The sequence below is a fragment of the Rahnella inusitata genome, from assembly GCF_018288855.1.
Taxonomy (GTDB): Bacteria; Pseudomonadota; Gammaproteobacteria; order Enterobacterales; family Enterobacteriaceae; genus Rahnella; species Rahnella inusitata.
The window spans coordinates 1,468,425-1,493,776 of record NZ_CP065024.1; the positions used below are offsets into that span (position 1 = coordinate 1,468,425).

The window sequence follows — 25,352 nt, forward strand, 5'->3', positions numbered from 1 at the left end:
CGACTCGCTCCGGCAGGAATTCAGATCAGCACAGAGGGTTTATGGCAGTCATTTCCCGAGAGATTATTGAGCAGGCGAAACTCTGGCGCAGGGATTTCCACACCCGCCCCGAACTTGGACTGAAAGAATACGGCACTGCCAGAACCATCAGCGAACTGTTGTCGTCGTTCGGCCTTGACGTCCACACCGGCATTGCTGAGACCGGGATTGTCGCAACGCTCCGAAACGGCGAAGGCCCGTCGATTGGCCTGCGGGCAGACATTGATGCGCTGCCGATCCAGGAACTCAATGAGTTTGACCACATCTCCCAACACCCTGGCCTGATGCACGCCTGCGGGCATGATGGCCATACCGCCATTCTGCTCGGCGCAGCGCGTCACCTGAGTGAAAACCGTCACTTTCGCGGCACCGTGTATTTCATCTTCCAGCCTGCGGAAGAGAACGTCGGCGGCGGCGAGATGATGGTCAAAGAAGGGCTGTTTGAACGCTTCCCGATGCAGGCGGTTTACGCGCTGCACAACTGGCCGGGTCTGCCGGTCGGCGAAGTCGCGGTCAGTCAGGGGCCGATGATGGCTTCGCAGGATAATTTCTACATCACGCTGACCGGAAAGGGCTGCCATGCGGCGATGCCTGAACTGGGCGCGGATCCGGTGGTGGCGGGCGCACAGCTGATTTTATCACTGCAAAGCCTGATTTCCCGCCGCCTGTCGCCGCTGGAACAGACGGTTATCAGCCTCACTCAGTTACAGGCGGGCGAAGCGATTAACGTTATCCCTGAAACGCTGCACATGTCAGGCACGTTGCGCTGCCTGAGCCGTACGACGCGGGAAACCTGCTGGCGGCTGATTGAAGAATATGTGCAGGCCGTGCCGCAACCCTACGGTGTGAAAGGGGAGGTGCGCTGGGAGTTTGGATATCCGGTGACGCAAAACCATCCTGCGCAGGCGGTGATTTTGCGTGATGCAGCAGAGAACGCTCCGGGCATTACGCAGGTGCATTTCAACAATGCGCCGTCGATGGCCGCCGAAGATTTTGCCTATCTGCTCGAAGCCTGTCCGGGCGCCTACTTCTGGCTGGGTGCCGATGGCACCACGCCTTCCGCCTCACTGCACAGCCCGCGCTACGATTTTAACGATGACATCATTCCGCTGGGCATCGGCGTGCTGGCTACCCTGGTGGAGCGGGAGCTTAAAGCCTGACCGTCAGTAAGCCGGTTGCCGGTTAATTATAACTGGCAACCACTTCGACAATACTTTTGGCCGGGCCTTTAGCGTACGCGCAATTGAGTTGAATCGGCGTAATGACATTATTGCTGTTTTTATAACCCCGCCAGTTCTTGGGCGATATTCATCATTTTATACTGATATTTACTTATTTCGTTACGGGCTATTTTTTCTTCCATCTGTTCGATGAAATAAACGATATCATCCGACTGGGTGACATCCGGCAGATCGGTAATTCTATAATCCCACCATTCAGTCGCCTGAAGACGCTCGATGATTTCTGGCGTAAAGCGGTATTTAATGATCTTAGCCGGAATACCGCCGACGATGGCGTAAGGTGGCACATCACTGGTGACCACCGCATTGGCCGCAATGATTGCGCCATTACCGATGGTGATGCCACCTTTTAATACGGCGTGTTCCCCCACCCAGACATCATGACCTAATATCGTCGCCGGCGGCATATAGTCGAACCCCGCAATGTTCAGCGTGTCCCCGAATTGCTCCTGCGCCACTTTCGAGAAGAAATCATGATACGTCAGCGGACTGGTCGTAAACCGGTGTATGGGATGTTGCGGTCCCATCACCCGCACGCCTGCCGCCAGGCTGCAAAAGCGGCCGGTTGTAAGGTTATTCGGTAATTTACTGCACGCGTAAGAATACGCGCCCATCGAGCAGAAACTTTTTCGCGGCATTGAGGCATATTCTTCGACCCAAACATCCGCAGTGAATTTTATTTTCTCCCCTTTTTTAAAAAGGAATATATTTCTCTTTTTATATATCCCTTCCACTATTTCCGGGAATTTAAGATGGACCTTATGTCGTGAACAATAATCCTCATGTTTTTGAGTCCATCGAAACTGCACGGGATACTTCATTCCTTATTCCTCAAAGGTCAGACGCTGTGTTTATATATTCTTGTCGTAATCCTAGCATAAAACAGACATAACAAAAGTATGAGGTCGGCGGGAATAACCTGATGAGCGTGAGGAAGTAAAGCCAAAGCCCCCGAAGGATAAGGTCCGGGGGACTGTGATAAACGTTTTAGGAAAGCGGTGTGATCAGACCCTGAAATGCCCGACCGCCACCGCCAGCCCGGTGGCCTGTTCCTGCAAGGCTGAGGCGGCGCTGGTGGATTCCTGAACCATGGCAGCGTTCTGCTGAACCATGCCGTCGAGCTGTGTGATGGCGCGGTTAATTTCGTGGATACTCTGCATCTGTTCTTCGGACGCATGAGTAATTTCCAGCATCACGCTGCTGACGTTGGAGACGTTGCTGACAATTTCGCTCATGCTGCTGCTCGCCAGACGCACCTGCGCCGAACCGGACGCCACGCTGCTGACGGTGGATTCGATCAGTACTTTGATCTCCTTCGCCGCCTGCGCGCTGCGCTGTGCCAGGCTGCGGACTTCGCTGGCGACCACGGCAAATCCGCGACCCTGTTCCCCGGCGCGAGCGGCTTCCACCGCAGCGTTGAGCGCCAGAATGTTAGTCTGGAAGGCGATGCCGTCAATAACCCCGGTGATATCACCGATTTTAGATGACGCGCTTTCGATGCTTTCCATCGTCGTCATGACTTTATTCACCACGACGTCACCGCGGGAGGCGGCTTCGGACGCGGATTTCGCTGTCTCGCTGGCCTGTCTGGCCGAACTGGCGGACTGCGAAACCGTGGCGGTGATCTGCTCCAGCGACGCCGCTGTCTGTTGCAGGCTGGCCGCTGCCGATTCCGTACGGCCCGACAGATCGTTATTGCCTGCCGCGATTTCATCGGCAGCGACCTTCACCGATTCACTGGTGGTGCGGATTTCACCCATCACTTTGCTGAGCTTATCAACGAAGGTGTTGAAGGCGTGGGCGATTTGGGTCACTTCGTCATGGCCGTCGGTCGGTAAGCGCTGCGTCAGGTCATCTTCGCCGGAGCTGATGGCGTTGAGCGTATCGCGTACCACCGACAGGCGTCGGAACGCTTTGGTAATGATAAGCCCGATGACCGCCGCCGAAATCAGCACAATGACCAGCAGCGCCATCATCGACGACGTCAGCAGGGAACGCATGCCCGCCGTCGATTGTTTCTTATCTTCAATCACCAGCGTAAACCAGTCGGTACCCGCCACCGGCAATGCGCGGACGCGCTTCACCGCATTGTTCAGAAGGATATCTGAAGGCGCACCGGCGGCAAACAGACGCGGCAGATCCACACCTTCCGCCAGCGAACTGAAGGGTTTGAGGGCCAGTTTCGCGTCTGGATGGGCGATGATCGTACCAGACTGGTCAACCAGCATTCCGAAGCTTTCCGGCGTCGGGTGAATGGTATTGACGTTATTGACCACGCTGTCCATCGACACGTCACCAGCCACAATCCCTTTCAGCTCGCCGTTATCCATCACCGGCACAGCAAACGTCACCACCAGTTTCCCGGTGCCCGCATCGATATACGGCGGCGTTACCACCGGGCGTCCGGCGCTTTCGGCCTGCTTGTACCACGGGCGACCTGTCGGATCGTAATCGGCAGGCACGCCGGTCGGATCCGAGAATTTCGCGGTTTTATTGGAATAGCCGACGTACACGTTGACGAACTCCCCCGCGGCCGCAATTTGTTTCATGACCGGGATCGGATCCGCGGTCAGCGCCACCGGTTGCAGTGACAAAATCATCCTGGTTTTCGAACTGACCCATTCGCTGATCCCTTGCGTATGGCTGGATGTCAGCGCATTGAGCGTGCTGTCGGTCGCCTGACTATTGTATTTATTGGCAACGGTGTAACTCAGGAACGTATTGATAACCAGCGAGCAAATCACAATTGAAATGCAGGCCACGATGATGCGCGAACGGAGGGTCTTAAGCATGGGCATTTCCCTGAAAGGAATCTTAAGATCAAGGTATCGACATAAACCGGGGAAACTTGAAGTACATCACAATTTTTAAACAGGGGAGGGTTGGTATTAGAATCGCTTAACGACATCATTATACTATTGATTTATATAATTTTATTTTTATCTCCGTGTTTTGGGCGTTTAATAAAGACCCTTTTTTGTATGTCTTTATTTACTTCATGGAACCCATCATGCCTAAAACGGACTTTTGCCAAACGGCGGCCTTTATCTGGTCTGTCGCCGATGAATCTCTGCAACCTCGGGCAAAAAGACATCAAAGATAATCTGGAGAACTATGTCCAGAGCTTCTCCCGCGATGCCCGCGAAATCTTCGGGCACTTTAACTTCAGCGAATTCGTCGGTCAGCTGGACAACGCCAACCAACGCCGTCGGCAAAGCCAACCGCGCTGCTGCGCAACACGTATCACGTAAGATTTAATGAACGCGTGAAGTCTGAAGGCAGGGCATTCCTGCCTTTTCAATCACTCCGCCTGTCCAGCCTCAGGAATTTTCTTCTTATCTATATGCCCGAGCGACCGCTCCGGGAAACAGATATCGCGCACCCGCTGTTTTAGCGCCGCCGCTTCAGGGAATCCGCCATCACGCTTACGTTCCCAAATCAGTTCATCATCGACTTTAATTTCATAAATTCCCCCGGTGCCTGGCACCAGCGTAACTGAGGCCAGATCGGTGCTGAACGAGCTCAGTAACTCCTGTGCTATCCACGCCGCACGCAGCAGCCAGTTGCATTGGGAACAATAAGTAATAGTGACCGCCGGAAGTTTTTCCATGATGAAGCCCTTTTAGACAGGTTTTTGGTTTTGTAGAAAGCAGATGATGCCCTGAAAATACCCTGATGTGGCGCGATTTATTGCAGGCTGCACAGGCCCGCCAGCTGCCGTCGCTGTCGCCTCCTCACCCTCTTTAATTTCGGGGCAGGGGTGAGTATAGCGTTTAGCGTGACATCGTTTCCCGTTATCCAACGGTTGCTGGCCGTGAGATCCAGTTTCATACGGCCAGCAGTTGCTCACCCTGGTTGAGAAGCAGGGAGTTGCGCGGTAATCTCAGGTTTGTCTCCATGCAGAAAATTTACCTAAGGAAAATATGCTGTTCAGGAAGAAAGGCGCAGCGTGTGATATATCCACATTCAATATTAATATCCGATATACCCTGCATCCGTCGGGTAATTTTATTCATGCCTGACTACAAGCCAGTAAATGCGGTTTTTAACGTTATTTAGCACTGGCGAATAAAAGTACGGTCTGATTGTTATTTATGCGGTAAACAACTAACACCGACTTTATATCAGTTAAGTTTTCATTACACAAAATGTGTTTTCTTAAATGGCGATAAATACGGAAATTTATTTCCATTAAACAGAAATTAATTGAGTATTAGAATGGTAATGTAAAATTTTTAAATAAAACTAATTAATTGGCTAACGAAATGGACGGCGAAATGATCAATCCGTGTATTTCACTGTCAGGCAATCAGTGCCCGCAGTCCCGGCCTCTTTTCCTTCCAATCCTTTCCAGAACAACGCAAAATCTCTCTCCTTAACCGGCGATAACAAGGGATGCGAGCGTGAATTCAGGTTTGATGGTGTTACACGGCAATCACTCAGAAGCGTTGAGGGATGTGCTGATCTCTTGGATGGCGGCGCATCCGCTACCGCCGCTGGAAAATGAAGTGATTCTGGTGCAAAGCAACGGGATCAATCAGTGGCTGAAACTGGCGATGGCCCGTGACCCTGAGGACGGCGGCTGCGGCATTGCGGCCGCGCTGGACATCAAACTGCCCGCACGTTTCTTCTGGCAGGTTTATCGCGCTGTGCTTGGTAAAGAGCAGGTGCCGGAATCCTCGCCGTTTGACCGCCCGCTGCTGACCTGGCGGCTGATCCGTCTTTTGCCTCAGTTACTCACTCAACCGGTTTTTGCGCCACTGGCGCGTTTCTTAAAAGACGACGGCGACATGCGTAAACTGCACCAACTGGCGCAGCGTCTGGCGGATTTGTTCGATCAGTATCAGGTGTACCGCGCCGACTGGCTGGAAGACTGGGGCAACGGGCAGGATGTGCTGCGCACCAGCCGTCAGGGCAGCGAGCCGCTGCCGGAAAATCTGTTGTGGCAACCGCAACTGTGGCGCGCGCTGCTGGCCGACGTTGATGAAAACGAGCGCAACACCAGCCGTGCTGCGCTGCACCAGCGTTTTTTGCAACATGCGCTGACCATCCCGGAAAATGAGCGCCCGGCCGGTCTGCCTGCGCGGCTGATCGTCTTTGGTATCTCTTCATTGCCGCAACAATCTCTCGAAGTGCTGGCGGTTCTTGGCCGCTGGACCCACATCTTTATGTGCGTGCATAACCCTTGCGAGCACGACTGGAGCGATATCATCGCCGATAAAGATCTGCTGCGCGCTGAGCGTATCCGTCAGTTGCGTAAGCCCGGCATGCCGCAGGTGATCGCCGAAGATGAACTTCATCAGCACGCCCACCCGCTGCTGGCGGCCTGGGGCAAGCAGGGGCGTGATTACATTGGCCTGCTCAATGAATACGACAATCACGAATCCTATGCTGCCCAGCTCGCGCCGGTGATCCCGCGCATCGATCTCTTCACCTCGAACGGTACCGATACACTTTTACACCAGTTGCAGGAGGATATTTTGCAGCTGCGCCCGCTGGCCGAAACCAAAGAACACTGGCCGCTGCTGGATGCACAGGACGATTCCCTGCGTTTTTACATTACTCACAGCGCCCAGCGCGAAGTGGAAGTGCTGCACGACAGGCTGCTGGCGGCGCTGGCGGCGGATCCGACGCTGAAGGCGCGCGACATTATCGTGATGGTGCCTGACATCAACGGCTACGCGCCGCACATTCAGGCGGTGTTTGGCCTGATGGAGCGCAACGATCCGCGCTATATCCCGTTCACCGTCGCCGATCAGGGGCCGCGCCAGAATAACTCGCTGCTCGGCGCGCTCGAGCGATTGCTGAATTTGCCGCAGTCGCGGTTTGCGGTCAGCGATCTGCTGGATTTGCTCGACGTGCCCTCGGTGCGCGAGCGATTTGGCATTGAAGAAGAACAGCTGCCGCTGCTGCACCGCTGGATAAGCGCCGCCAATGTGCGCTGGGGGCTGCACGCGGAACAGCGTCAGAGCCTCGAACTGCCGCTCTCGCCGGAGCAAAACAGCTGGTTCTTCGGCCTGCAACGAATGCTGCTGGGATATGCCGTGGGCAGCGGTGACGCGTGGGAGAATATTGAACCGCTGGATGAAATCGGCGGGCTGGACGCGGCGCTGATTGGCCCGCTGTCGCATATTTTAAACTGCCTTGATGAAACCTGGCGTCAGCTGCGCGAACCGGCTGCACCGGCGGTATGGGGCGAACGCCTGCGCGCCATCCTTTCCCGGTATTTTGCCGGGGATGAAGGCGAAGACGGCTTTATTCTGGTGCGTTTGCACACTGAGCTGGAAACCTGGCTGGAAGCCTGTGAAAGCGTCAATCTGCAAGCTGAACTGCCGCTTTCCGTGGTTCGCGATCACTGGCTGGCGCAGTTCGACCAGTCCGGCCTGACGCAGCCGTTCTTCGGCGGCGCGGTCACTTTCGCCACACTGATGCCGATGCGCGCGATTCCGTTCCGTCACGTTTATCTGCTTGGCATGAACGACGGTGATTATCCGCGTAACCGCGTGCCGATGGATTTCGACCTGATGGGGCGCGATTACCGTCCGGGCGACCGTTCGCGCCGCGAAGATGACCGCTATCTGTTCCTTGAGGCACTGCTTTCTGCGCGTGAGCGTTTACACATCAGCTGGGTCGGTCGCAGCATTCACGACAATACCGAGCGGCCGCCGTCGGTGCTGGTAGCGCAACTGCGCGACCATCTGGCGGCAGGCTGGAAACTCAACGACGGCGGGGATTTGTTGCCCGCGCTGACGGTCGGGCATCGTCTGCAACCGTTCAATCGTGATTACTTTACGAAAGACGGTTCGCTGTTCAGCTATGCCCACGAATGGCGCGCCGGACTGGAAGCGGATACACCGGTGACGGCGTTCGGGCCGCTTGAACCGCTGGAGCAGGAAGGCGCGCTGACGCTGCGTCAGCTGTCGGATTTCCTTACCGATCCGGTGCGCAGTTTCTTCCGTCAGCGGCTCAATATCTATTTTGAGATGGAAGATCCGGGGAGCGAAGATCAGGAACCTTTCGACGTGAATGCGCTGGAAAACTGGCGTTTGCAGGATGAACTGATCCGCGCCCAGAAGTGGGCGCTGGAGGCGGGTGTTTCGCGTCAGGACGTGTTGCGCCAGCAGCTGGAACGCATCGAGCGGCGTGGCGAACTGGCACCGGGCGAATTCGCTGCGGTGCTGAGTGAAGATCTCGCCGAACCGATGGACACGCTTTTCGCCAGCTATCAGCAGGTGCTTGAGGCGTGGCCACAGGCATTGGGCAATGAAGCGTTGTCGGCTGATATCGGCGGTGTGAATGTCTCCGACTGGCTCAGCGATCTGCGTGTTAATCAGAATGGCGAGCGTGCGCGCGTGGTGCTCGAAAGCGGCGGCCTGATGACCAAAGAGCGCAGTTACCGGTTCGACAAACTGCTGCCCTATTGGGTGGCACATCTGGCCGGACACCTTAACGGGCAGCCGATGCACAGCATTATCGTCAGTAAAAACGGCACCGCCGAACTGCCGCCGCTGGAGATTGCGCAGGCGCAAGCGCTGTGGCAAACGTTGGTCGAAACCTGGCAGCAGGGGCAATTACGACCTCTGCCGCTGGCAGTGAAAACGGCGTTCGTCTGGCTGAAAAAAGACGGCAGTGAACAGAGTGCCCCGGACAGCGACGCGTGGTTTGCGGCGCGGGATGCTTATGAAAATCACGATCCGGCCAACATGAAATTCGGCGAGCGCGACAGCAACCGTTATCTGGCGCGCGCGTGGCCAGATTTCGCGACGCTCTGGTCCGACGGTGAATTCGCCCGGCTTGCCGATTCGCTGCTGGCCCCGCTTCGTAATCATCTTTCCCGCAGTAAGAAAGGAGGCAAGGAATGACGGATCGCACTGTGCCCTCGGCCCTGAATGTACTGAATTTTCCGCTGACCGGCAGCCGCCTGATTGAAGCCAGCGCCGGTACCGGGAAAACTTTTACCATCGCCGCGCTGTACGTGCGGCTGGTGCTCGGCCACGGCGGTGATAACGCTTTTAGTCGCCCGCTGACGCCGCCGGAAATTCTGGTGGTGACCTTCACCGATGCGGCCACCAAAGAGTTGCGCGACCGTATCCGTGTGCGTCTGTCGCAGGCCGCAGAATACTTTTTAAATCTGGACGGATCCTCTTCTGAGGGCGACGAATTTTTGCAGACGTTGCGCGCTGAATATCTTCCTGAACAGTGGCCGGGATGCGCCCGCAAGCTGCAACTGGCGGCGGAATGGATGGATGAATCGGCGGTCTCCACCATCCACGGCTGGTGTAACCGCATGCTCGGCGAGCACGCATTCGACAGCGACAGCCTGTTCACTCAGACGCTGGAAACCGATCAAACGGAACTGCTGATGGAAGTGGTGCGCGACTACTGGCGCAGCTTCTATTTCGCATTGCCGGAATCTGATATCCGCACCCTGCGCGCATGGTGGCGGACGCCGGAAGAGTTACACAGCAAGGTTGCGCCGCTGCTGGAATACGCCGAAGAACTGGGCTCAGACGAAACGCCTGCGCAGATCTGCGAAACGGTCAGGCAGCAGAAAGCCGCAGAGTTGTCGGCGCTGAAACAGGGCTGGCCGGAATGGACGCAGGAACTGCGCACCCTCCTCGAAGGCGCGGTGGCAGCGAAAGTGGTGGATGGCCGTAAAATTCAGGCGCGGTATTTTCTGCCGTGGCTGGAGAAACTGCACATCTGGGCGACCACGGATGACCTGACGCCAGATCTGAAAACCGGCTGGGAACGCCTGACACCGCAAGGCTTAGCGGAATGCTGGAAGCAGGGCGAACCCCCTGCGCATCCGGCGATCACCGCCATGGAAACCCTGAAAACGCAGCTGGAAAATCTGCCGGATGCCCGCAGCGGTTTGCTGCAACACGCCTGCCGCTGGATAGAAAACCGCTTCGACATCGAGCAGCAAAAGCGCGCACAGATGGGTTTCAACGATTTACTGACCCGCCTCGACGACGCGCTGCGCAGCGACAATGGCGAACGATTGGCGGAGATCGTTCGCACCCAGTTCCCTGTGGCGATGATCGACGAATTTCAGGACACAGATCCGCTGCAATATCGCATTTTCGATACCGTTTATCGCGTGGCGAAAAACGCACCGGAGCAAGGGCTGATCCTGATCGGCGATCCGAAACAGGCGATTTATGCCTTCCGCGGCGCTGATATTTATACCTATCTGCGTGCCCGCCGCGATACGGGCGGACGGCACTACACGCTGGCGACCAACTTCCGTTCCACACGCAGCATGGTGGCGGCGGTCAATGAAGTCTTTGGGCTTGCCGAAAACCGCGATTCTGGCGAGGGCGCTTTTTTGTTCCGCCGGGGCGATGAAAATCAGGTGCCGTTCCTGCCGGTGGAAGCCAAAGGGCGCGCTGACACGCTGATAATTGATGATGCTGAAGCCGCCGCGATGACGCTGTGGTATCCGGAAAATCAGGCCGACGCGCTGCCGAAAACGCAGTATATCCAGCTGATGTCCGACGGCTGTGCGACGGAAATCGTCCGTCTGCTGCGCCTCGGGCAGCAGGGTTCTGCCGGTTTCGGCCAGTCTGGCGAAACGCTGCAACCGGTGATGCCGGGCGATATTGCGGTGCTGGTGAATACTGGCCGTGAAGCCACGGCTGTCCGCACGGCGCTGTCCAAACGTGGGGTTCGCAGCGTTTATCTGTCTGACAAAGAATCGATATTTCAAAGTGCGCAGGCAGGCGAATTGCAGTACTGGCTGGCGGCCTGCGCTGCGCCGGAAAACGATCGTCTGCTGCGCGCCGCGCTCGGCACGCCGTCACTCAATTTAAGCTGGGAAGCGCTCGATCGCCTCAATCAGGACGAGCAGGAGTGGGATCGCTACGTTCGTCAGTTCCAGGAGTACCGCATTTGCTGGCGCAAACAGGGCATTTTGCCCATGCTGCGTCGCCTGATGTGGGAATTTGATGTGCCGCGTCGCCTGCTTGGACGCGGGGATGAACGTGCGCTGACCGATCTGCTGCATCTGTCCGAACTGCTGCAACAGGCCAGCGTTCAGCTTGACGGCGAACACGCGCTGATCCGCTATCTGGCGGAGCAGCGTCAGGACGAACATCAGGGCGGCGACGCGCGAAAACTCCGTCTGGAAAGCGATGCCGAACTGGTGAAAGTGGTGACGGTGCATAAATCCAAAGGGCTGGAATATCCGCTGGTGTTCCTGCCCTTTGCCTGCGCCTTCCGCGCGGTGAAAAAACAGGACTCTCCGCTGAAATGGCACACGCCGGAGGGCGAGCTGGAAGTGGCGTTAAGCGCCAGCGACGATCAGCTGGCGCTCGCAGACCGCGAACGTCTGGGGGAAGATCTGCGTAAGTTTTACGTCGCGCTGACCCGCTCGCGTTACGCGCTATGGCTCGGCATGGCGCCGCTGAAAGAGTTTGAGAAAAGTGCGCCCGGCTATTTATTTCATCAGGACAGCGTCCCCGACGGAGAAACCTTCGAGGCCGGTGCGCTGCCTGCCCGTTTACAGGCGCTGGAAACGACGAATATCCGCGCATGGCCGCTGCCTGCGCCGGACGGAGCGGTGTTCCGTAATGAACAGGCGCTGCCTGCGCTCGGACCACGCCCGCCGCTGCGCACGCACAAAGCACCGCGCTGGTGGGTGTCGAGTTTTTCCGGCCTGCAAATCGCCCCGGCCGGGACCTATATCGCCGCCGATGTTGTGACGCGTGAACTGCCGGTGGAAATCGAAAGCGCCGCGCAGGATACCTATCTTGAAAATAAGAGTTTAGAGAATACGGGTCTGGAAGCGATCGGAGCGCCGGAAAGTGTATCGTCGCCGATGACCGGCGCGGATCTGTATGCGTTTCCGCGCGGTCCGGCACCGGGTAATTTCCTGCACGGTTTGCTGGAATGGGCGGGAGACGAAGGGTTTGCCGCACTGACGTCGAAGCCGGAAAAAATCGCCGATCAGGTAGCGCGGCGCTGTAATACGCGCGGCTGGGAAAAATGGATTACGCCGCTGACGGAATGGCTGACCGCGTTGCTGACGCAGCCGTTACCGCTGCCGGACGGCGACACATTTACGCTGGCCGGGCTGCCGCCGTATCAGGTGGAAATGGAGTTCTGGTTCTCGCTGACGCAGGTATCGACCCGCCGCCTCGACAAGCTGGTGTCGCAGTACACGCTGGACGGCGCCGCACGCGCGCCGCTGCTGGCGGAAGACCTCAACGGCATGCTGAAAGGCTTTATCGATCTGGTGTTCGAACACGACGGGCGTTATTACGTGCTTGATTACAAATCCAACTGGCTGGGCGGCGACGCCAGCGGCTATGACCCGGTCTCCATGACGCAGTCGATGCTGGATCATCGCTACGATCTGCAATTTACGCTGTATCTGTTCGCGCTGCATCGGTTGCTGAAATCCCGTCTGGCGGATTATGACTACGACAGACATATCGGCGGCGCAGTGTATTTATTTCTGCGCGGCAGCCATGCGACGGGCAACGGCGTCTGCGTTCAGAGGCCGGATAAAGCCTTAATGGAACAACTCGACCTGCTGTTTAGCGGTGATCAGGAGAAACGCGCATGAAAATCAACAGCCGTGAAGAAATCGCACACCTGCTGGCAAGCTGGGTAGAGTGCGGCTGGCTGCGTGAGCTGGATCGCGCGCTGGTGACGTTTCTGGCGAAGCAGTCGCCGGACGCGCAGCCGCTGCTGTTGCTGGCGACGGCGCTGACCAGCTATCAGCTTGGGCGCGGCCATGTGTGTCTGGATTTGCAGGCCACTCTCGCCGACAGCGCCTTTTCGCTCTCGCTGCCGCCGGAGGGTGATCATGCTGACGGTGCGGTGATCCGCCCGGCCGCAGTGCTGGAAAATCTCAGCCTGACAGAATGGATGGCGGCGCTGGTGCATCCGCAGCTGGTGGGCAACGGCGAGGGGAATTCACCGCTGGTGCTCATCGGGCACCGCCTGTATCTGCGCCGTTACTGGCAGTATGAACAGAATGTCCGCGACGCGATTGAACAACGTCTAGCGCGCAGTCAGCCGGACGCGTTGCCGGTGGCACCTTTGCGCGCGGCACTCGATGCGCTGTTTCCTGCCAGCGGCAATAGCGGGCAAGCCAACTGGCAGAAACTGGCCTGTGCACTGGCGGCGGGCAGTGCGTTCAGCATCGTGACCGGCGGGCCTGGCACCGGGAAAACCACCACCGTGGTACGCCTGCTGGCGTTGCTGCAAACGCTGGCGCTGGAAGACCACGGGCAGCCGCTGCGCATCCGTCTGGCGGCACCTACCGGTAAGGCGGCGGCGCGGCTCAATGAGTCAATTGCCGGTGCGGTATCTCAACTCGATTTGACCGCGCTCGGCAACGGTGACGCCGTACGTGAAAGCATTAATACCGACGTGGTGACGCTGCACCGTCTGCTCGGCAGCCGCCCGGATACCCGACACTTCCGTCATCATCCGGGTAATCCGCTGATGCTCGACGTGCTGGTGGTGGACGAGGCGTCGATGGTCGATCTGGAAATGATGGCCGCGCTGCTGGCGGCGTTACCGGATCAGGCGCGCCTGATCCTGCTCGGCGATAAAGATCAGCTGGCATCGGTGGAAGCGGGCGCGTTGCTCAGCGAACTTTGCCAGCGTGCGGCGGGCGGCCATTATTTGCCGAAAACCCGCGACTGGCTGCAAACCGTCACCGGCGAGATCATCCCGGAGGCATTGGTGGATGCTCACGGAACGGCGATGGATCAGGCGGTGGTGATGTTGCGTCACAGCTACCGTTTTGATGCTCAAAGCGGCATCGGGCGGCTGGCGGAAGCGGTCAACGATGGCGATGTGAAAGCGCTGAAGCAGGTGTGGAAGCAGGGGTACGGCGATCTGGCGCAGCTGACGCTCAGCGCGGCTGACGATCAGGCACTGCGCGACTGGGTGATTAACGGCGCGGCGGGGCAGTTTCCTGCTGCGACGGCGCGGGCAGGCGTCTCACCGCCGGTCGGATATCGTCACTATCTGACGGTCGTGAAAAATGAGCGGCCTGAAATCGACGAACCGATGGAATCCTTCCACCGTTGGGCAACCAAAGTGCTGCTGGCCTACAGCCAGTTCCAGCTGCTGTGCGCCCTGCGCGGCGGGCGGTGGGGCGTTGAGGGGCTGAATCTGCGTATTGCGGAAATTTTATGGAAAGAAGGGCTGCTGGAGGCGGCGGCAGGCTGGTATCCGGGGCGTCCGGTGCTGGTCACGCGCAATGATTACGGCCAGCGCCTGATGAACGGCGATATCGGCATTACGTTGCAAATTCCGCAAACGCTGGCGGATGGATCAGCGGTGTGGGTATCGCGCGTCGCCTTTCTGGCGGGCGACGGCACCCAGAGTATCCGCTGGGTGATGCCAAGCCGGTTGCAAGCGGTGGAGACGGTGTTCGCGATGACAGTGCATAAATCGCAGGGCTCTGAATTTACCCATACCGCGCTGCTGCTGCCAGAGAATCTCAGCCCGATCCTCACCCGTGAGCTGATCTACACCGGCATTACCCGTGCGCGTCACTGGTTCAGCCTGGGCTGTGTCGGAGGCATGAATGCGGTGTTGCCGGATGCAGTACAGCGCAGGGTGCTGCGGGCGAGCGGATTGATTGAAACGGTGTGAACGGCGGGATCAGTAATCGTATTGAGGAATGCGGGAGGTTTTAACGAGAGGCCGGGTTTTGGAACCGGGCACTTTGGTGGCTTTGAGCGGATCACCGGCGACAAACTCCAGCGTCGGGGAATAGTAAAATGGCAGCCAGCCGCCATAGCTATTCTCCCACTCCCAGCGAACCGGGCATGGCCACAGAATGTCTTCGTACATAATGTAATAGGTCCATCGCCCGTGGGGACGACGCGGTTTTGGGGTCTTCATAGGAGCGTCAACTTAACTCAAAATAGTATCGCTAACAATATCAGCTCAACCCCAAATCATGGCCGCCCAGCGGAGTAACAGCAGGCCGCCGCAGATGCACAGCAACACGACGACCATCTTCCAGTGTTTACTCATCATCCTTTTGGTGACCATCGGATCCTCCCTGTATTGAGCTTAGGTGTTATTGAATCCACGTTAACCGGTGATGTGCCGGTCAACGTAATGAACAACATGTTCCTTTAATTCGGGAACGGTTTGATCGGCAAGCCACTCGAAAGCCACCAGCAGTAAGGCCGTTGCGGCAAGTACAGTCAAAATTATAGCGGCTTTCTTATGGGCTTCCATGGTTCTCATCGTCTTTGCATTGCCTGTTTTTTACTCTATCAGAAAGTGCTCCCTCTGAGGAGGTTTCAGGCGTTTGGTTCTGAAAGGGTTTAGGAAATTATACCCGCTCAGACGATGCGAAACTTTGATCCTGTCCCTCCGCGACCGGATCCTTAGGATTTTCTGCATATCGGGCACCGGGCTTAAAACCGTGACGTTTCGCGCACCAGGCGATAATCAGCGCGGCCAGCAACAGCACCAGCATCGTCCACGGAAAAATGCCGACCCCAGCGGTGTTAAGCAGAATGCCGCCGGACAAGCCACCGCCGGCAATCGCCAGATTCCACGACACCACGACCAGCGATTGTGCCATATCACCCTGCTCGCCGGTGGCGTCAGCGATGGCAGTTTGCAGCAACGTCGCCGCGCCGCCGAAAGTCAGCCCCCAGATGGCGACGCACAGCGTGACCATCAGCGGTGAATGGCCGTCGAGCGCCAGTCCGAGTGAAATCACCGCAAACAATGTAAGGCTGGCCAGCAGAGTTTTCCGCAGGCGTTTATCCACCTGCAAGCCGGTGAAAGCGATACCCGCCAGTGCGCCGATGCCAAATACCAGCAGGATCTGATCGGCCCGTTCTGCCAGACCGGAGAGGGTTAGGAACGGCACAATGTAGGTATAAAGCAGGTTATGCGTCAGCATCCACAATAAGATCACCGCCAGTATGCTGCGTACGCCCGGCATCATTATCACGTGACGCAGCGACTGACGCTGGCCTGCCGCCTGCCCCGGATAATCGGGCACTTTACGCATCACCCATACGACCAGCAGCAATGTGACCGCCGACATTACGCCAAACGCCATCCGCCAGCCGAGCAGGGTACCCATCCAGGTGCCGAGTGGTACGCCGACGGACAGCGCCACCGGCGCGCCCAGCATCGCCACCGACAGTGCGCGCCCCTGCTGATGCACCGGCACCATGCGTCTCGCGTAGCCCGCCAGTAACCCCCACGCCAGACCGGCGGCCGCACCGGCCATCCAGCGCGCGAACAGCGTCACGAAATAATTCGTCGAAAACGTGGTGAGCGTGTTAAAGACCAGAAAGCCGAGGATTGCCGTGAGCAGCGCGGTGCGCCGGTTCCAGCCGCGCGTCATCGCCGCCAGCGGGATCACTGCCATCAGCGAACCGGCGGCGTAAAGCGTGATCAGCTGTCCGGCCATTGCCTGCGACACGTTAAGTCCCGCAGCAATCTGTGGTAACAGCCCGGCGGGCAACGTTTCGGTCATGATGCCGATAAAACCGGTCATCGCCATCGCCAGCAGGGCGGAAAGCGGCAACGGCGAGGCGGACTGAGGTGAATTCATGGTGATTTCTCAATGTAAGAAAGTGTCGGATCAGAATAGAGATCTCCACGATGCGGAAAAAGTAGGGTAGATTTCCAGTGTATGCGGACGATGATGTCCGCAATGGGAGGTAGCGGTGGAAAGTCTGAGCAGTCTGAATGTGTTTGTGCACGTCGCTGAAACCCGCAGTTTCGTCGCCGCAGGGCGGATACTGGGCGTGTCGGCATCGGCGGTGGGTAAAAGCATCGCGCGGATGGAAACCAAGCTGAAGGTGAGACTGTTTCACCGCAGCACCCGCAGCGTCACGCTGACGGCAGAAGGCGCACTGTTTCTCGAGCGCAGCCGCCGGATAGTCGCGGAGCTGGAAGCCGCGGAAAGCGAGCTGTCGCAGCTTTCGGAAAATCCGCGGGGCAGGCTGCGTTTGAGTTTACCGCTGGTCAGCACACTGCTGCTGCCGGTGCTCGGCGAGTTTATGCGTCGCTATCCGGACATTGAACTGGATCTGGATTTCACCGATCGCGTGGTCGATGTGGTGGAAGAAGGGTTTGATGCGGTGGTACGCACCGGGCAGATGGTGGATTCACGGCTGTCGATGCGCAAGCTCGGAAAATTCCGTCATCTGTTGGTCGGGTCTCCTGCCTATTTTGCAGAATACGGCTGGCCGCGTGAGCCGCAGGATTTGCTCACGCATCGCTGCCTGCATTTCCGCTATCCCAACAGCGGCAAGCTGGAGCCGTGGCCGGTTCCGGCGCATGTGGATGTCGCGCTGCCGGTGTCGATGGTGTGCAATAACATTGAAACGCGTCTGTGTTTTTCGGTGCAGGGGCTGGGTATCACCTGCCTGCCGGATTTCAGCGTCCGCAAGGAGCTGGCGCGCGGTCAACTGGTGACCGTATTAGACGAGCACGTCGAACGCAGCGCAGATTTTTTCATTCTGTGGCCGTCTGGCGGTTATATGACGCCTAAGCTTCGGGTATTTATCGATTTTATCAGCGAAAGACTGTTCCCGGAAAATAAGGCGCTGGCGCTGGTATGCCCAAACTAAAACGTCTGCTAAAAGGAGTTGCAGATGAGCCAGCAGATTGTACGCGAGGAGCGGAGGACCGAAGGCGAATACACACCTTCGGTTTATCACCGGTTAACGGCTGCCGGGCAGCAGAGATTCGGTGCATTTGAACACGTCTTCGCGGAATTTACGGGAAGCTTCGTCCAGATCGGTCTGGTTTGCCACGTCGGCGCGATTTGCTTCCAGCGCCTGATTCACGGCTACTGTGAAAGCATTTTCCTGGCTGGCGTTCAGCACATTGCCCACGCTGCCGAACAGCAGGCGCATGGCGGAAATTTGTACCAGAAGTTCACGGTTTACGCGCTCAAGCTGGTCAACGCGTTTGGCAAGAATTTCGTCACTCATCGGTGTCTCCTTAGTTAAGTGCCGCACACCATAACAAAAGCGCCGTCATGAAAAAACCGCCTTGCGGCGGTCTGGACGTTCGGGTGGTGGTTTAGCGTACCATTTGCTGCATCTGGCGGCTAAGCTGCATCAGTTGCGCATTTAGCGGCACCAGCTGTTGCTGGATAGCGTTGTATTTATCCAGCTGTTTCTGGTTGGAGAATTGCAGACGGTTGCCGGTAATGGTGACATCTTTCCCCTGACTCTTGATGAAATCGGCTTTGGCGACGATAAGATTCAGCACCTGCGGAAGCAGCTCAAAAACCTGTTCGGTGATTTCAGAGGGTTTGACCACTGTTTTCTCGTAAGCCTGATCGTAAACCTTTTTCAGATCGTCCGGCTGTTTCAGCGCCGCGTGTTGGGTATCCGCCTGCGTTCTGAGCGTGATGATTTTCTCTTTCCAGTTCTGGCTGCTGTCGGCCATCTTCTTGAGGTCATCGCGCTGCTCGACCAGCGCATTAACGCTGTTGACGCCGTTCATACCGGCAAACACGGGTACCAGCGAGGAATCGAGCTCAGTGTTCATCTGGTGATGAAAACCGGTGATGATCGCATAATCTTTGCTGTAATCGCCGAACTGTTTTTTCTCCGCTTCCGACAGCTGCGGCACGGCCAGCACCTGTTTATCGAGAATGCGCGACTGGAGGAAATCCATAAACGCTTTGCGCTGCGCAGGCTCTTTATCACCACAGCCGCTGACGGCAAAAATCATCATCAGCAGCATCAATGGCATCAGGAAAGTACGGGTGAAGTGAGAGGTTTTGATCGCGTATTGCATAGATTCCTTGCTCCTTTTGCTCCATATTCAGAAGATTAACCTTAGCGTAAAAAGCTGAAATTTTAACTAGAAAGCCGCGCTTATCTTGGTTAACGTCACCAAAGTACACACGAAACTCCCTCTTCAGGAAATGTATGATTTTGAACGGTAAGCGATTTTCCACACCCCGCACGCTTGGTGCATTAGCGATTTTGATCCTCGCAGGGTGTACGTCTAATAAGAAAAACGACGCGCCGGTGAAAAATCCGCAGGACACTAAGGCGGATATCGTGCGGCTGATGCCGTCCACCGCGCCGGATCGCAAGGGCTGGGCGACGGACATTACCGCCGCGTTTTCTGCACAGGGTATCGCGCCGACCACCGAGAATATCTGTTCGGTGCTGGCGGTGGCGCAGCAGGAATCTAACTTCAACGCCGACGCGCCGGTGCCGGGGCTTGGGAAAATCGCGTGGAAAGAGATAGACCGCCGCGCAGATGCCGTCCATGTGCCGAATTTCCTGGTACACACCGCACTGCTGCTGAAATCGCCAAACGGCAAATCCTACAGCGAGCGGCTGGATAATGTGAAAACCGAGAAGCAGCTGAGTGCGATTTTCGATGATTTCATCGATATGGTGCCGATGGGGCAGAAGCTGTTTGGCAATCTCAATCCGGTGCATACCGGCGGGCCGATGCAGGTCAGCATCGCGTTCGCTGAGCAGAATGCTAAAGGGTATCCGTATCCGGTGGACAGTTCGATTCGCAACGAAGTGTTCAGCCGTCGCGGCGGTATCTATTTCGGCGTGAAACATCTGCTGGGTTATCCGGCGAATTACACTCAGCCGCTGTACCGTTTCGCCGACTTTAATGCGGGCTGGTACGCCAGCCGGAATGCCGCGTTCCAGAGCGCGGTCAGTAAGGCCTCGGGCATTCCGCTGGCGCTCGATGGTGACCTCATCAACTACGGCACCGATAAGCCTGGCAGCACCGAGCTGGCGGTGCGCACGCTGAGCAAGCGTCTGGATATCAGCCATTCTTCAATCCGCAAGGCGCTGGAGAAGGGCGAACAGCTGGAGTTCGAAGACACTACACTCTATAAAAAGGTGTTTGCGCTGGCGGATAAAACCACCGGGAAGCGACAGCCGCGTGAGATGCTGCCGGGGATCACGCTGGAAAGTCCGAAAATTACCCGTACGTTGACCACCGCATGGTTCGCCAAACGGGTGGACGGACGCCGCGCTGATTGCGTTAAAAGAGCCACGGCGCGCTGAGTTTCATCTATGACGCGGTGAGAATCGTCTTAATGCCTGCCTGAATCCGGCAGGCATAATTATTTATTCATCAGGCTACAGCCGCCGCCCTGCGTGCCCTGCGGGTTATTCCATTAACAAATATAAAGGCTATAAATAGAATTGCGTTGAAATAAAGGCTTGCTTAATAAATCCTGCTGTGTGTAAATAGCGTCAACGGTTTGTGGTTAAGACCTATTTATGTAAGACATTTAGTAAAGCAGTTCCTGGTTCAAGTGATATAGCAAATCCTTTCTCCGACGAATTTCCTTCTCTGATGCATCCATAAGTATTTCAAATAAAAACAGACCTATATTGCCCTATGGCATCATAAAATAAAAAAAGAAGGTATTTCCTATGTCTACTAAAATGACTGGTTTAGTAAAATGGTTCGACGCTGGTAAAGGTTTCGGTTTCATTAGCCCTGCAGACGGCAGCAAAGACGTGTTCGTACACTTCTCTGCAATCCAGAGCAATGATTTCAAAACCCTGGACGAAGGTCAGAACGTAGAGTTCACCATCGAACAAGGCCAGAAAGGCCCTTCAGCGGGTAACGTTGTCGTTCTGTAATGTCGCCTGATATTGAAGGCAAATCACCTGCAATAGCGAAGATGGGGTAAACCCGGAGCAGACAGGAATCGTTGTTTCAATATCGACATTATGAACCACAAAAATAAACCCTGGCCAACGCCGGGGTTTATTATTTAAAAGCTTCCAGAATTATTTCGGGAGCCACAACAGAAAAGCCGGTTTCTTTTTTCTCGCCATTTTTATCGAAATGAAAAATAGATAATCAGGAAATAAAAAACTCAGCCGTTTTTTCTGTTGTGATAAGGCCGCGCTCAGGCCGCGTAATGTAGGAGTGTACGATGGACGCTTACGCCGCAATATGACGGCCGGGAAAGCACCGGCAAATTCCCTTCATCCCTTGGGCTGACTCTGTGTTAGCTACGCCCGTTCCACCGAATCACTGGCTTATGTCAGCGCATCGGGATTTTCTCTCTTGCCGCCTTGATTCACCCCACATGCTTTCGGGAATTGGCTTTTGCATCAATAACAACTTAAAAAAAAACCAAAAAAAAGCCAAAAAAAAGCCCGCACACGGCGGGCAAATAACAGGGTTCTACAGGGGTATTACACAGGGACATCACACAACATTTGATGGACTTACGATACCAAACGCTGTGTATGGTTTTGTCATCGCCCGGTAAGGTTACTCCAGCAGTTGTAAGCCTTATTTGTCTGCGTAATGACCAATTACCTGATCGATTTTGGCATCCGCCATCGCAATTCCCTTCTTAATCAATGACTCCGAGCCGATGCTTGCCAGCAGAATAACGACAGCAACCACCAGTAATCCCTTGTATGTCATGTTTCTTCTCTCAGTGAGTGTGATGTTCAGAGCAGGTTTTCAGGCAGATTTTGCGGCGATACGTTGTGTATCGCCACGGATTCTGAAGACTGGAAATCGTTAAACAGCCAGATGGCCGACGGTGAAGTAGGTCGTCAGACCCACGATGACCAGCAGCGCAATGGCCGCAGCGGTATAGAGAATGATGCGCCTGGGGCTGTAAAATGCCATAGATATGTCCTTATCGAAAAGGGCGGAACGGCGCAAGACGTTACAAAAGTTCCATCATCAGCGCCATCGCGTAGCCAATCGCTACGGAACCTCCGGCCATGATTAACCAAAATGCAGTTGCTTTCATTTCACACTCCTTGTGTCGGGACGGCGTGTCCCATTGATCGATTTCAAAGCGCAATTATAACAAACATATAAACCGCATGGATAATTACGTGCTCCTATTTTAAGCGCTTTGTTTGAAAAAGACCCTCCGTAAACTGTGAACCGCCTCGCTATTCCATCTAAAAAGGAAAAACGCCTTAATTATCAGTTGTGCTTATGCACATGGCTCAATTCATTGATAATGTGAATTAATTGTTGTCGCCAGTCTTTGCGGGTGATCAAACATTGGGCGAGTGCACAATGGCAATTCACCGTGTTCGCTTCTTAAGTAGTGTTGCAGTTGTTCATTATTTCAACGCTAAGGGAACACCATGAACGGTCATGAAAACAAAGCGGTAAGAAGTGCAAACCGCAAATTCTTTGCCCGCACCATTCCGATGCTCATCCTGATGTTGATCATTAACCAAATCGATCGCACCAACGTCGGCTTCATCAAACACAGCCTGGAAACAGACGTCGGCATCAGTACCGCCGCCTTCGGTTTCGGTGCCGGTCTGTTTTTCGTCGGTTACGCGCTGTTTGAAATCCCCAGCAATATGCTGATGGACAAGTACGGCGCCCGCGTCTGGCTGACCCGCATTATGATCACCTGGGGCGCGGTGGTCTTTGCGATGGGTTTTGTTACCACGCCGATGCAGTTCTACGTGCTGCGCTTTTTACTCGGCGTCGCCGAAGCGGGCTTCTTCCCTGGGATCTTATTTTATTTCCGCAAATGGGTGCCTAACGTCTATCGCGGGCGTGCCACGGCGTTGATCCTCACCGGCTCGGCGGCGGCCTATCTGTTATCCGGCCCGGTTACCGGCGGATTGCTGGAATTGCATGATTTTATGGGATTACCCGGCTGGCAGTGGGTGCTGTTCATTGAAGGCGCGCTGTCGGTGTTAGTGGGGATCGTTGCCGCATTCTTCCTGGTTTCAAAACCGGAAGAAGCCAAATGGCTGACTGTCGAAGAAAAGCAGGCGCTCAGCACCGCGCTGCAAGAAGAGGCGAGTTCGCGTGACGTCCATACGCAGGGGCAGTCACGCTGGAAACTTATCACCGACGGCAAAATGGCCTATCTGTGCTTCCTGTTCTTCGTGATGTGCATGACCGGCTACACGCTGGTGTTCTGGCAACCGGAAATCATTGGCCGCATTCCGGGGCTGTCGCCGTTACAGATTGGCTTGCTGAATTCGGTACCGTGGATTTGCGCGATTATCGCCATCAATATATTGGGCCGCGTCAGCGACAGGTTCCGTGGCAACCGGGAAACCATTCTGGCACTGGCGCTGATTGTCGCCGCCATCGGCACCTGTTTGTGTACGCTCGGCAGCCCGTGGTTTGGCCTGTTCGCGCTGTGCGTAGTGTGCATCGGCACGAAATCCAGCGCTGTGCTGTTCTGGCCTATCCCGCAAAGCCAGCTGCCGTCTTCTATCGTCGCGCCGGGCATTGCGCTTATCAACTCGCTGGGTAATCTCGGCGGATTCTTCGCGCCGGCGGTATTTGGCTATCTGCAACAGACCACCGGCAGCACGACTGCCGGGCTGTATATTCTCAGCGGTGCCTCCGTCTTCGCCGCCATCACACTGTTTTTCACTAAAACTAACCGCACGCCAACACAACCTGACTATCACGCCCCGCAGGGATTGGAGCCAAAACGCCATGTCTGATACACCAAAAATTGTCGAAATGCAGGTCATCCCGGTTGCCGGTTACGACAGCATGTTGCTCAATATCGCCGGTGCACATAATTGTTATTTCACCCGTATCCTGCTGGTGCTAAAAGACAGCGAAGGGCATACGGGCGTCGGCGAGTCGCCCGCGACGGGCGTTGTGCTGAAGATCCTCAATGAGGCGATCCCGCATATCGTCGGCCAGGAGATCGGCAAAATGAATCAGCTGGTCAGCGATTTGCATAAACGCGATCTGGAAGAAAACCGTGCACCGCGGCCCGTGCTGCCCGGCTTTCGTCCGTGGGATCTCGAGCGGCACCACAACGCGGTTGCCGTGCTGGAAACGGCGCTGCTGGATCTGATGGGGCAGCATCTTAATCAGCCGGTCGCGCAACTGCTCGGGCCGGGTAAACAGCGCGATGAAGTGCCGGTGCTCGGTTATCTGTTTTACATCGCCGACCGGCAGAAAACGGATCTGGCCTATCAGGAAGGGAAAGTGCAACCGGGGCAACATGCGTGGTATCACCTGCGCCATCAGGAGGCGATGACGCACGAGAAAGTTGTGCAACTGGCTGAAGCCGCGCAGGACAAATACGGTTTTAAGGATTTCAAACTGAAGGGCGGCGTGCTGGCAGGGGAGGCAGAGATCGACACCGTGCGGGCACTGAAACAACGTTTTCCACAGGCGCGGATCACCGTCGATCCGAATGCGTCATGGTCGCTGGATCAGGCGATTGCGCTGTGCAAAGACATGCACGGTATTTTGTCTTACGTCGAAGATCCTTGCGGCGCAGAGCAGGGATTTTCCGGGCGGGAAACGCTGGCTGAGTTTAAGCGCGCCACCGGATTACCGGTCGCGACGAATATGATAGCCAACGACTGGCGGCAGATGAGCCATGCGTTGCAGCTTAACGCCATCGATATTCCGCTGGCGGATCCGCATTACTGGTCGATGCGCGGCGCGAATACTATCGGAACGTTATGCAATGCGTGGGGGCTGACGCTCGGCTGTCATTCCAACAATCACTTTGACGTATCGCTGGCCATGCTGGCGCATCTCGGGGCTGCCGCGCCCGGTGACATTACACCGTTTGATACGCACTGGATCTGGCAGGAAGGCCAGCATCTGACGAAAAATCCGCTGCAAATTAAAGACGGTAAGCTGGCGCTTAACGAACTGCCGGGGCTGGGCGTGGAGCTGGATATGGACGCGGTCGGTATTGCCCATCAGCGCTACAACACTATGACGCAAAAAGACCGCGATGATGCGATTGCGATGCAGTATCTGATTCAGGGATGGAAATTCGACGGCAAGCGCGCGACGCTGGTGCGCTGATTACAGGTAATCGCTGCCGGAAGTCAGTGTGCTGTGTGCGCTGGCATCAAGCGTTGTGGACGGCTGATTGCTGCTTTCGCTGGCTTTACGGCTCAGTTCTGATGCGACTTCCTGTGCGCTGGAAGGATAGGCTACGGCGAAACTGTTAAACGCGGTAAGGCTGAGCATCAGGCTGAAAAGAGCGAGGGTGGTGCGTTTCATGGTCGGGTGTCCGGTGTATTCACATTGGTTCATAAGTATTGTGTGAATCAGCCACTGAACGGATATGCTTTATTCATAAGAAACGGGAGCTAATTACGC

The 25,352-nt window shown here is 56.0% G+C and carries 21 protein-coding genes; 10 read left to right on the forward strand and 11 right to left on the reverse strand.

The features are described from left to right. Nucleotides 1–41 precede the first annotated feature (41 nt). A complete protein-coding gene (locus I2123_RS06955; RefSeq protein WP_213052057.1) occupies nucleotides 42–1,199 on the forward strand; it encodes a M20 aminoacylase family protein in 1,158 nt (385 codons plus the stop codon). Between the two features lie 119 nt (nucleotides 1,200–1,318). Here I2123_RS06955 and I2123_RS06960 read toward each other — a convergent pair whose 3' ends face one another. Continuing rightward, on the reverse strand, nucleotides 1,319–2,101 hold the full coding sequence (locus I2123_RS06960; protein ID WP_112164775.1) for a CatB-related O-acetyltransferase: 783 nt from the start codon (nucleotides 2,099–2,101) through the stop codon (nucleotides 1,319–1,321). A gap of 183 nt (nucleotides 2,102–2,284) precedes the next feature. Beyond that, on the reverse strand, nucleotides 2,285–4,072 hold the full coding sequence (locus I2123_RS06965) for a methyl-accepting chemotaxis protein (protein WP_213052058.1): 1,788 nt from the start codon (nucleotides 4,070–4,072) through the stop codon (nucleotides 2,285–2,287). A 270-nt stretch (nucleotides 4,073–4,342) separates the two neighbouring features. Between I2123_RS06965 and I2123_RS06970 the strand changes: the two genes are divergently transcribed. Then, entirely contained in the window at nucleotides 4,343–4,531 is a 189-nt protein-coding gene (locus I2123_RS06970; protein ID WP_213052594.1) for a hypothetical protein, read from the forward strand. 50 nt (nucleotides 4,532–4,581) lie between these two features. Here I2123_RS06970 and I2123_RS06975 read toward each other — a convergent pair whose 3' ends face one another. Beyond that, nucleotides 4,582–4,890, reverse strand: coding sequence for an Rdx family protein (locus I2123_RS06975; RefSeq protein WP_112164778.1), 309 nt, complete (start codon nucleotides 4,888–4,890; stop codon nucleotides 4,582–4,584). An 808-nt stretch (nucleotides 4,891–5,698) separates the two neighbouring features. Here I2123_RS06975 and recC point away from each other — a divergent pair. From recC to recD, 3 genes are read left to right on the forward strand one after another with little or no spacing between them, the layout of a single operon-like run. Then, the gene (gene recC / locus I2123_RS06980) at nucleotides 5,699–9,142 is read left to right on the forward strand and encodes an exodeoxyribonuclease V subunit gamma (RefSeq protein ID WP_213052477.1); all 3,444 of its coding nucleotides are present in this window, start codon (nucleotides 5,699–5,701) and stop codon (nucleotides 9,140–9,142) included. Further along, nucleotides 9,139–12,852, forward strand: a complete 3,714-nt coding sequence (gene recB, locus I2123_RS06985; RefSeq protein WP_213052059.1) for an exodeoxyribonuclease V subunit beta — start codon at nucleotides 9,139–9,141, stop codon at nucleotides 12,850–12,852. Before recC ends, recB begins: the two co-directional genes overlap by 4 nt. After that, the gene (recD, locus tag I2123_RS06990) at nucleotides 12,849–14,903 is read left to right on the forward strand and encodes an exodeoxyribonuclease V subunit alpha (protein WP_213052060.1); all 2,055 of its coding nucleotides are present in this window, start codon (nucleotides 12,849–12,851) and stop codon (nucleotides 14,901–14,903) included. Before recB ends, recD begins: the two co-directional genes overlap by 4 nt. 9 nt (nucleotides 14,904–14,912) lie before the next feature. Here the strand turns inward: recD and I2123_RS06995 are convergent, their stop codons facing one another. The 4 genes from I2123_RS06995 to I2123_RS07010 form a co-directional block, all read right to left on the reverse strand. Next, entirely contained in the window at nucleotides 14,913–15,155 is a 243-nt protein-coding gene (locus I2123_RS06995; protein WP_112164782.1) for a hypothetical protein, read from the reverse strand. Nucleotides 15,156–15,200: 45 nt separating this feature from the next. Continuing rightward, nucleotides 15,201–15,308, reverse strand: a complete 108-nt coding sequence (gene yniD / locus I2123_RS07000) for a small membrane protein YniD (RefSeq protein WP_112164783.1) — start codon at nucleotides 15,306–15,308, stop codon at nucleotides 15,201–15,203. A 42-nt stretch (nucleotides 15,309–15,350) separates the two neighbouring features. Next, nucleotides 15,351–15,500, reverse strand: coding sequence for a hypothetical protein (locus I2123_RS07005; protein WP_167457516.1), 150 nt, complete (start codon nucleotides 15,498–15,500; stop codon nucleotides 15,351–15,353). Nucleotides 15,501–15,597: 97 nt separating this feature from the next. Further along, nucleotides 15,598–16,842: an MFS transporter gene (locus I2123_RS07010; protein WP_213052061.1), complete on the reverse strand. Its 1,245-nt coding sequence runs from the start codon at nucleotides 16,840–16,842 to the stop codon at nucleotides 15,598–15,600. Between the two features lie 115 nt (nucleotides 16,843–16,957). Between I2123_RS07010 and I2123_RS07015 the strand changes: the two genes are divergently transcribed. Further along, nucleotides 16,958–17,866: a LysR family transcriptional regulator gene (locus I2123_RS07015; RefSeq protein WP_213052062.1), complete on the forward strand. Its 909-nt coding sequence runs from the start codon at nucleotides 16,958–16,960 to the stop codon at nucleotides 17,864–17,866. Nucleotides 17,867–17,959: 93 nt separating this feature from the next. On the opposite strand, the gene I2123_RS07020 is transcribed toward I2123_RS07015, so the two are convergent. Further along, on the reverse strand, nucleotides 17,960–18,232 hold the full coding sequence (locus tag I2123_RS07020; protein ID WP_056781372.1) for a hypothetical protein: 273 nt from the start codon (nucleotides 18,230–18,232) through the stop codon (nucleotides 17,960–17,962). Between the two features lie 91 nt (nucleotides 18,233–18,323). Beyond that, nucleotides 18,324–19,049 (reverse strand): DUF3053 domain-containing protein, encoded by a 726-nt coding sequence (locus I2123_RS07025; RefSeq protein ID WP_213052063.1) that lies wholly within the window; start codon nucleotides 19,047–19,049, stop codon nucleotides 18,324–18,326. A 134-nt stretch (nucleotides 19,050–19,183) separates the two neighbouring features. Here I2123_RS07025 and I2123_RS07030 point away from each other — a divergent pair, with 134 nt between their 5' ends. Both I2123_RS07030 and cspE read left to right on the forward strand, forming a co-directional pair. After that, a complete protein-coding gene (locus tag I2123_RS07030) occupies nucleotides 19,184–20,299 on the forward strand; it encodes a DUF1615 domain-containing protein (protein WP_213052064.1) in 1,116 nt (371 codons plus the stop codon). A 375-nt stretch (nucleotides 20,300–20,674) separates the two neighbouring features. Then, nucleotides 20,675–20,887, forward strand: coding sequence for a transcription antiterminator/RNA stability regulator CspE (gene cspE, locus I2123_RS07035; RefSeq protein WP_101076387.1), 213 nt, complete (start codon nucleotides 20,675–20,677; stop codon nucleotides 20,885–20,887). 664 nt (nucleotides 20,888–21,551) lie between these two features. On the opposite strand, the gene I2123_RS07040 is transcribed toward cspE, so the two are convergent. After that, nucleotides 21,552–21,689, reverse strand: a complete 138-nt coding sequence (locus I2123_RS07040) for a hypothetical protein (protein WP_167457518.1) — start codon at nucleotides 21,687–21,689, stop codon at nucleotides 21,552–21,554. Between the two features lie 686 nt (nucleotides 21,690–22,375). Here I2123_RS07040 and I2123_RS07045 point away from each other — a divergent pair. Beyond that, nucleotides 22,376–23,713 carry an MFS transporter gene (locus tag I2123_RS07045; RefSeq protein ID WP_112164788.1) on the forward strand — a complete coding sequence of 446 codons (1,338 nt, stop codon included), beginning with the start codon at nucleotides 22,376–22,378 and terminating at the stop codon, nucleotides 23,711–23,713. Continuing rightward, nucleotides 23,706–25,052, forward strand: coding sequence for an enolase C-terminal domain-like protein (locus tag I2123_RS07050; RefSeq protein WP_213052065.1), 1,347 nt, complete (start codon nucleotides 23,706–23,708; stop codon nucleotides 25,050–25,052). Before I2123_RS07045 ends, I2123_RS07050 begins: the two co-directional genes overlap by 8 nt. Here I2123_RS07050 and I2123_RS07055 read toward each other — a convergent pair whose 3' ends face one another. Next, the gene (locus I2123_RS07055) at nucleotides 25,053–25,253 is read right to left on the reverse strand and encodes a hypothetical protein (protein WP_213052066.1); all 201 of its coding nucleotides are present in this window, start codon (nucleotides 25,251–25,253) and stop codon (nucleotides 25,053–25,055) included. Nucleotides 25,254–25,352 lie beyond the last annotated feature (99 nt).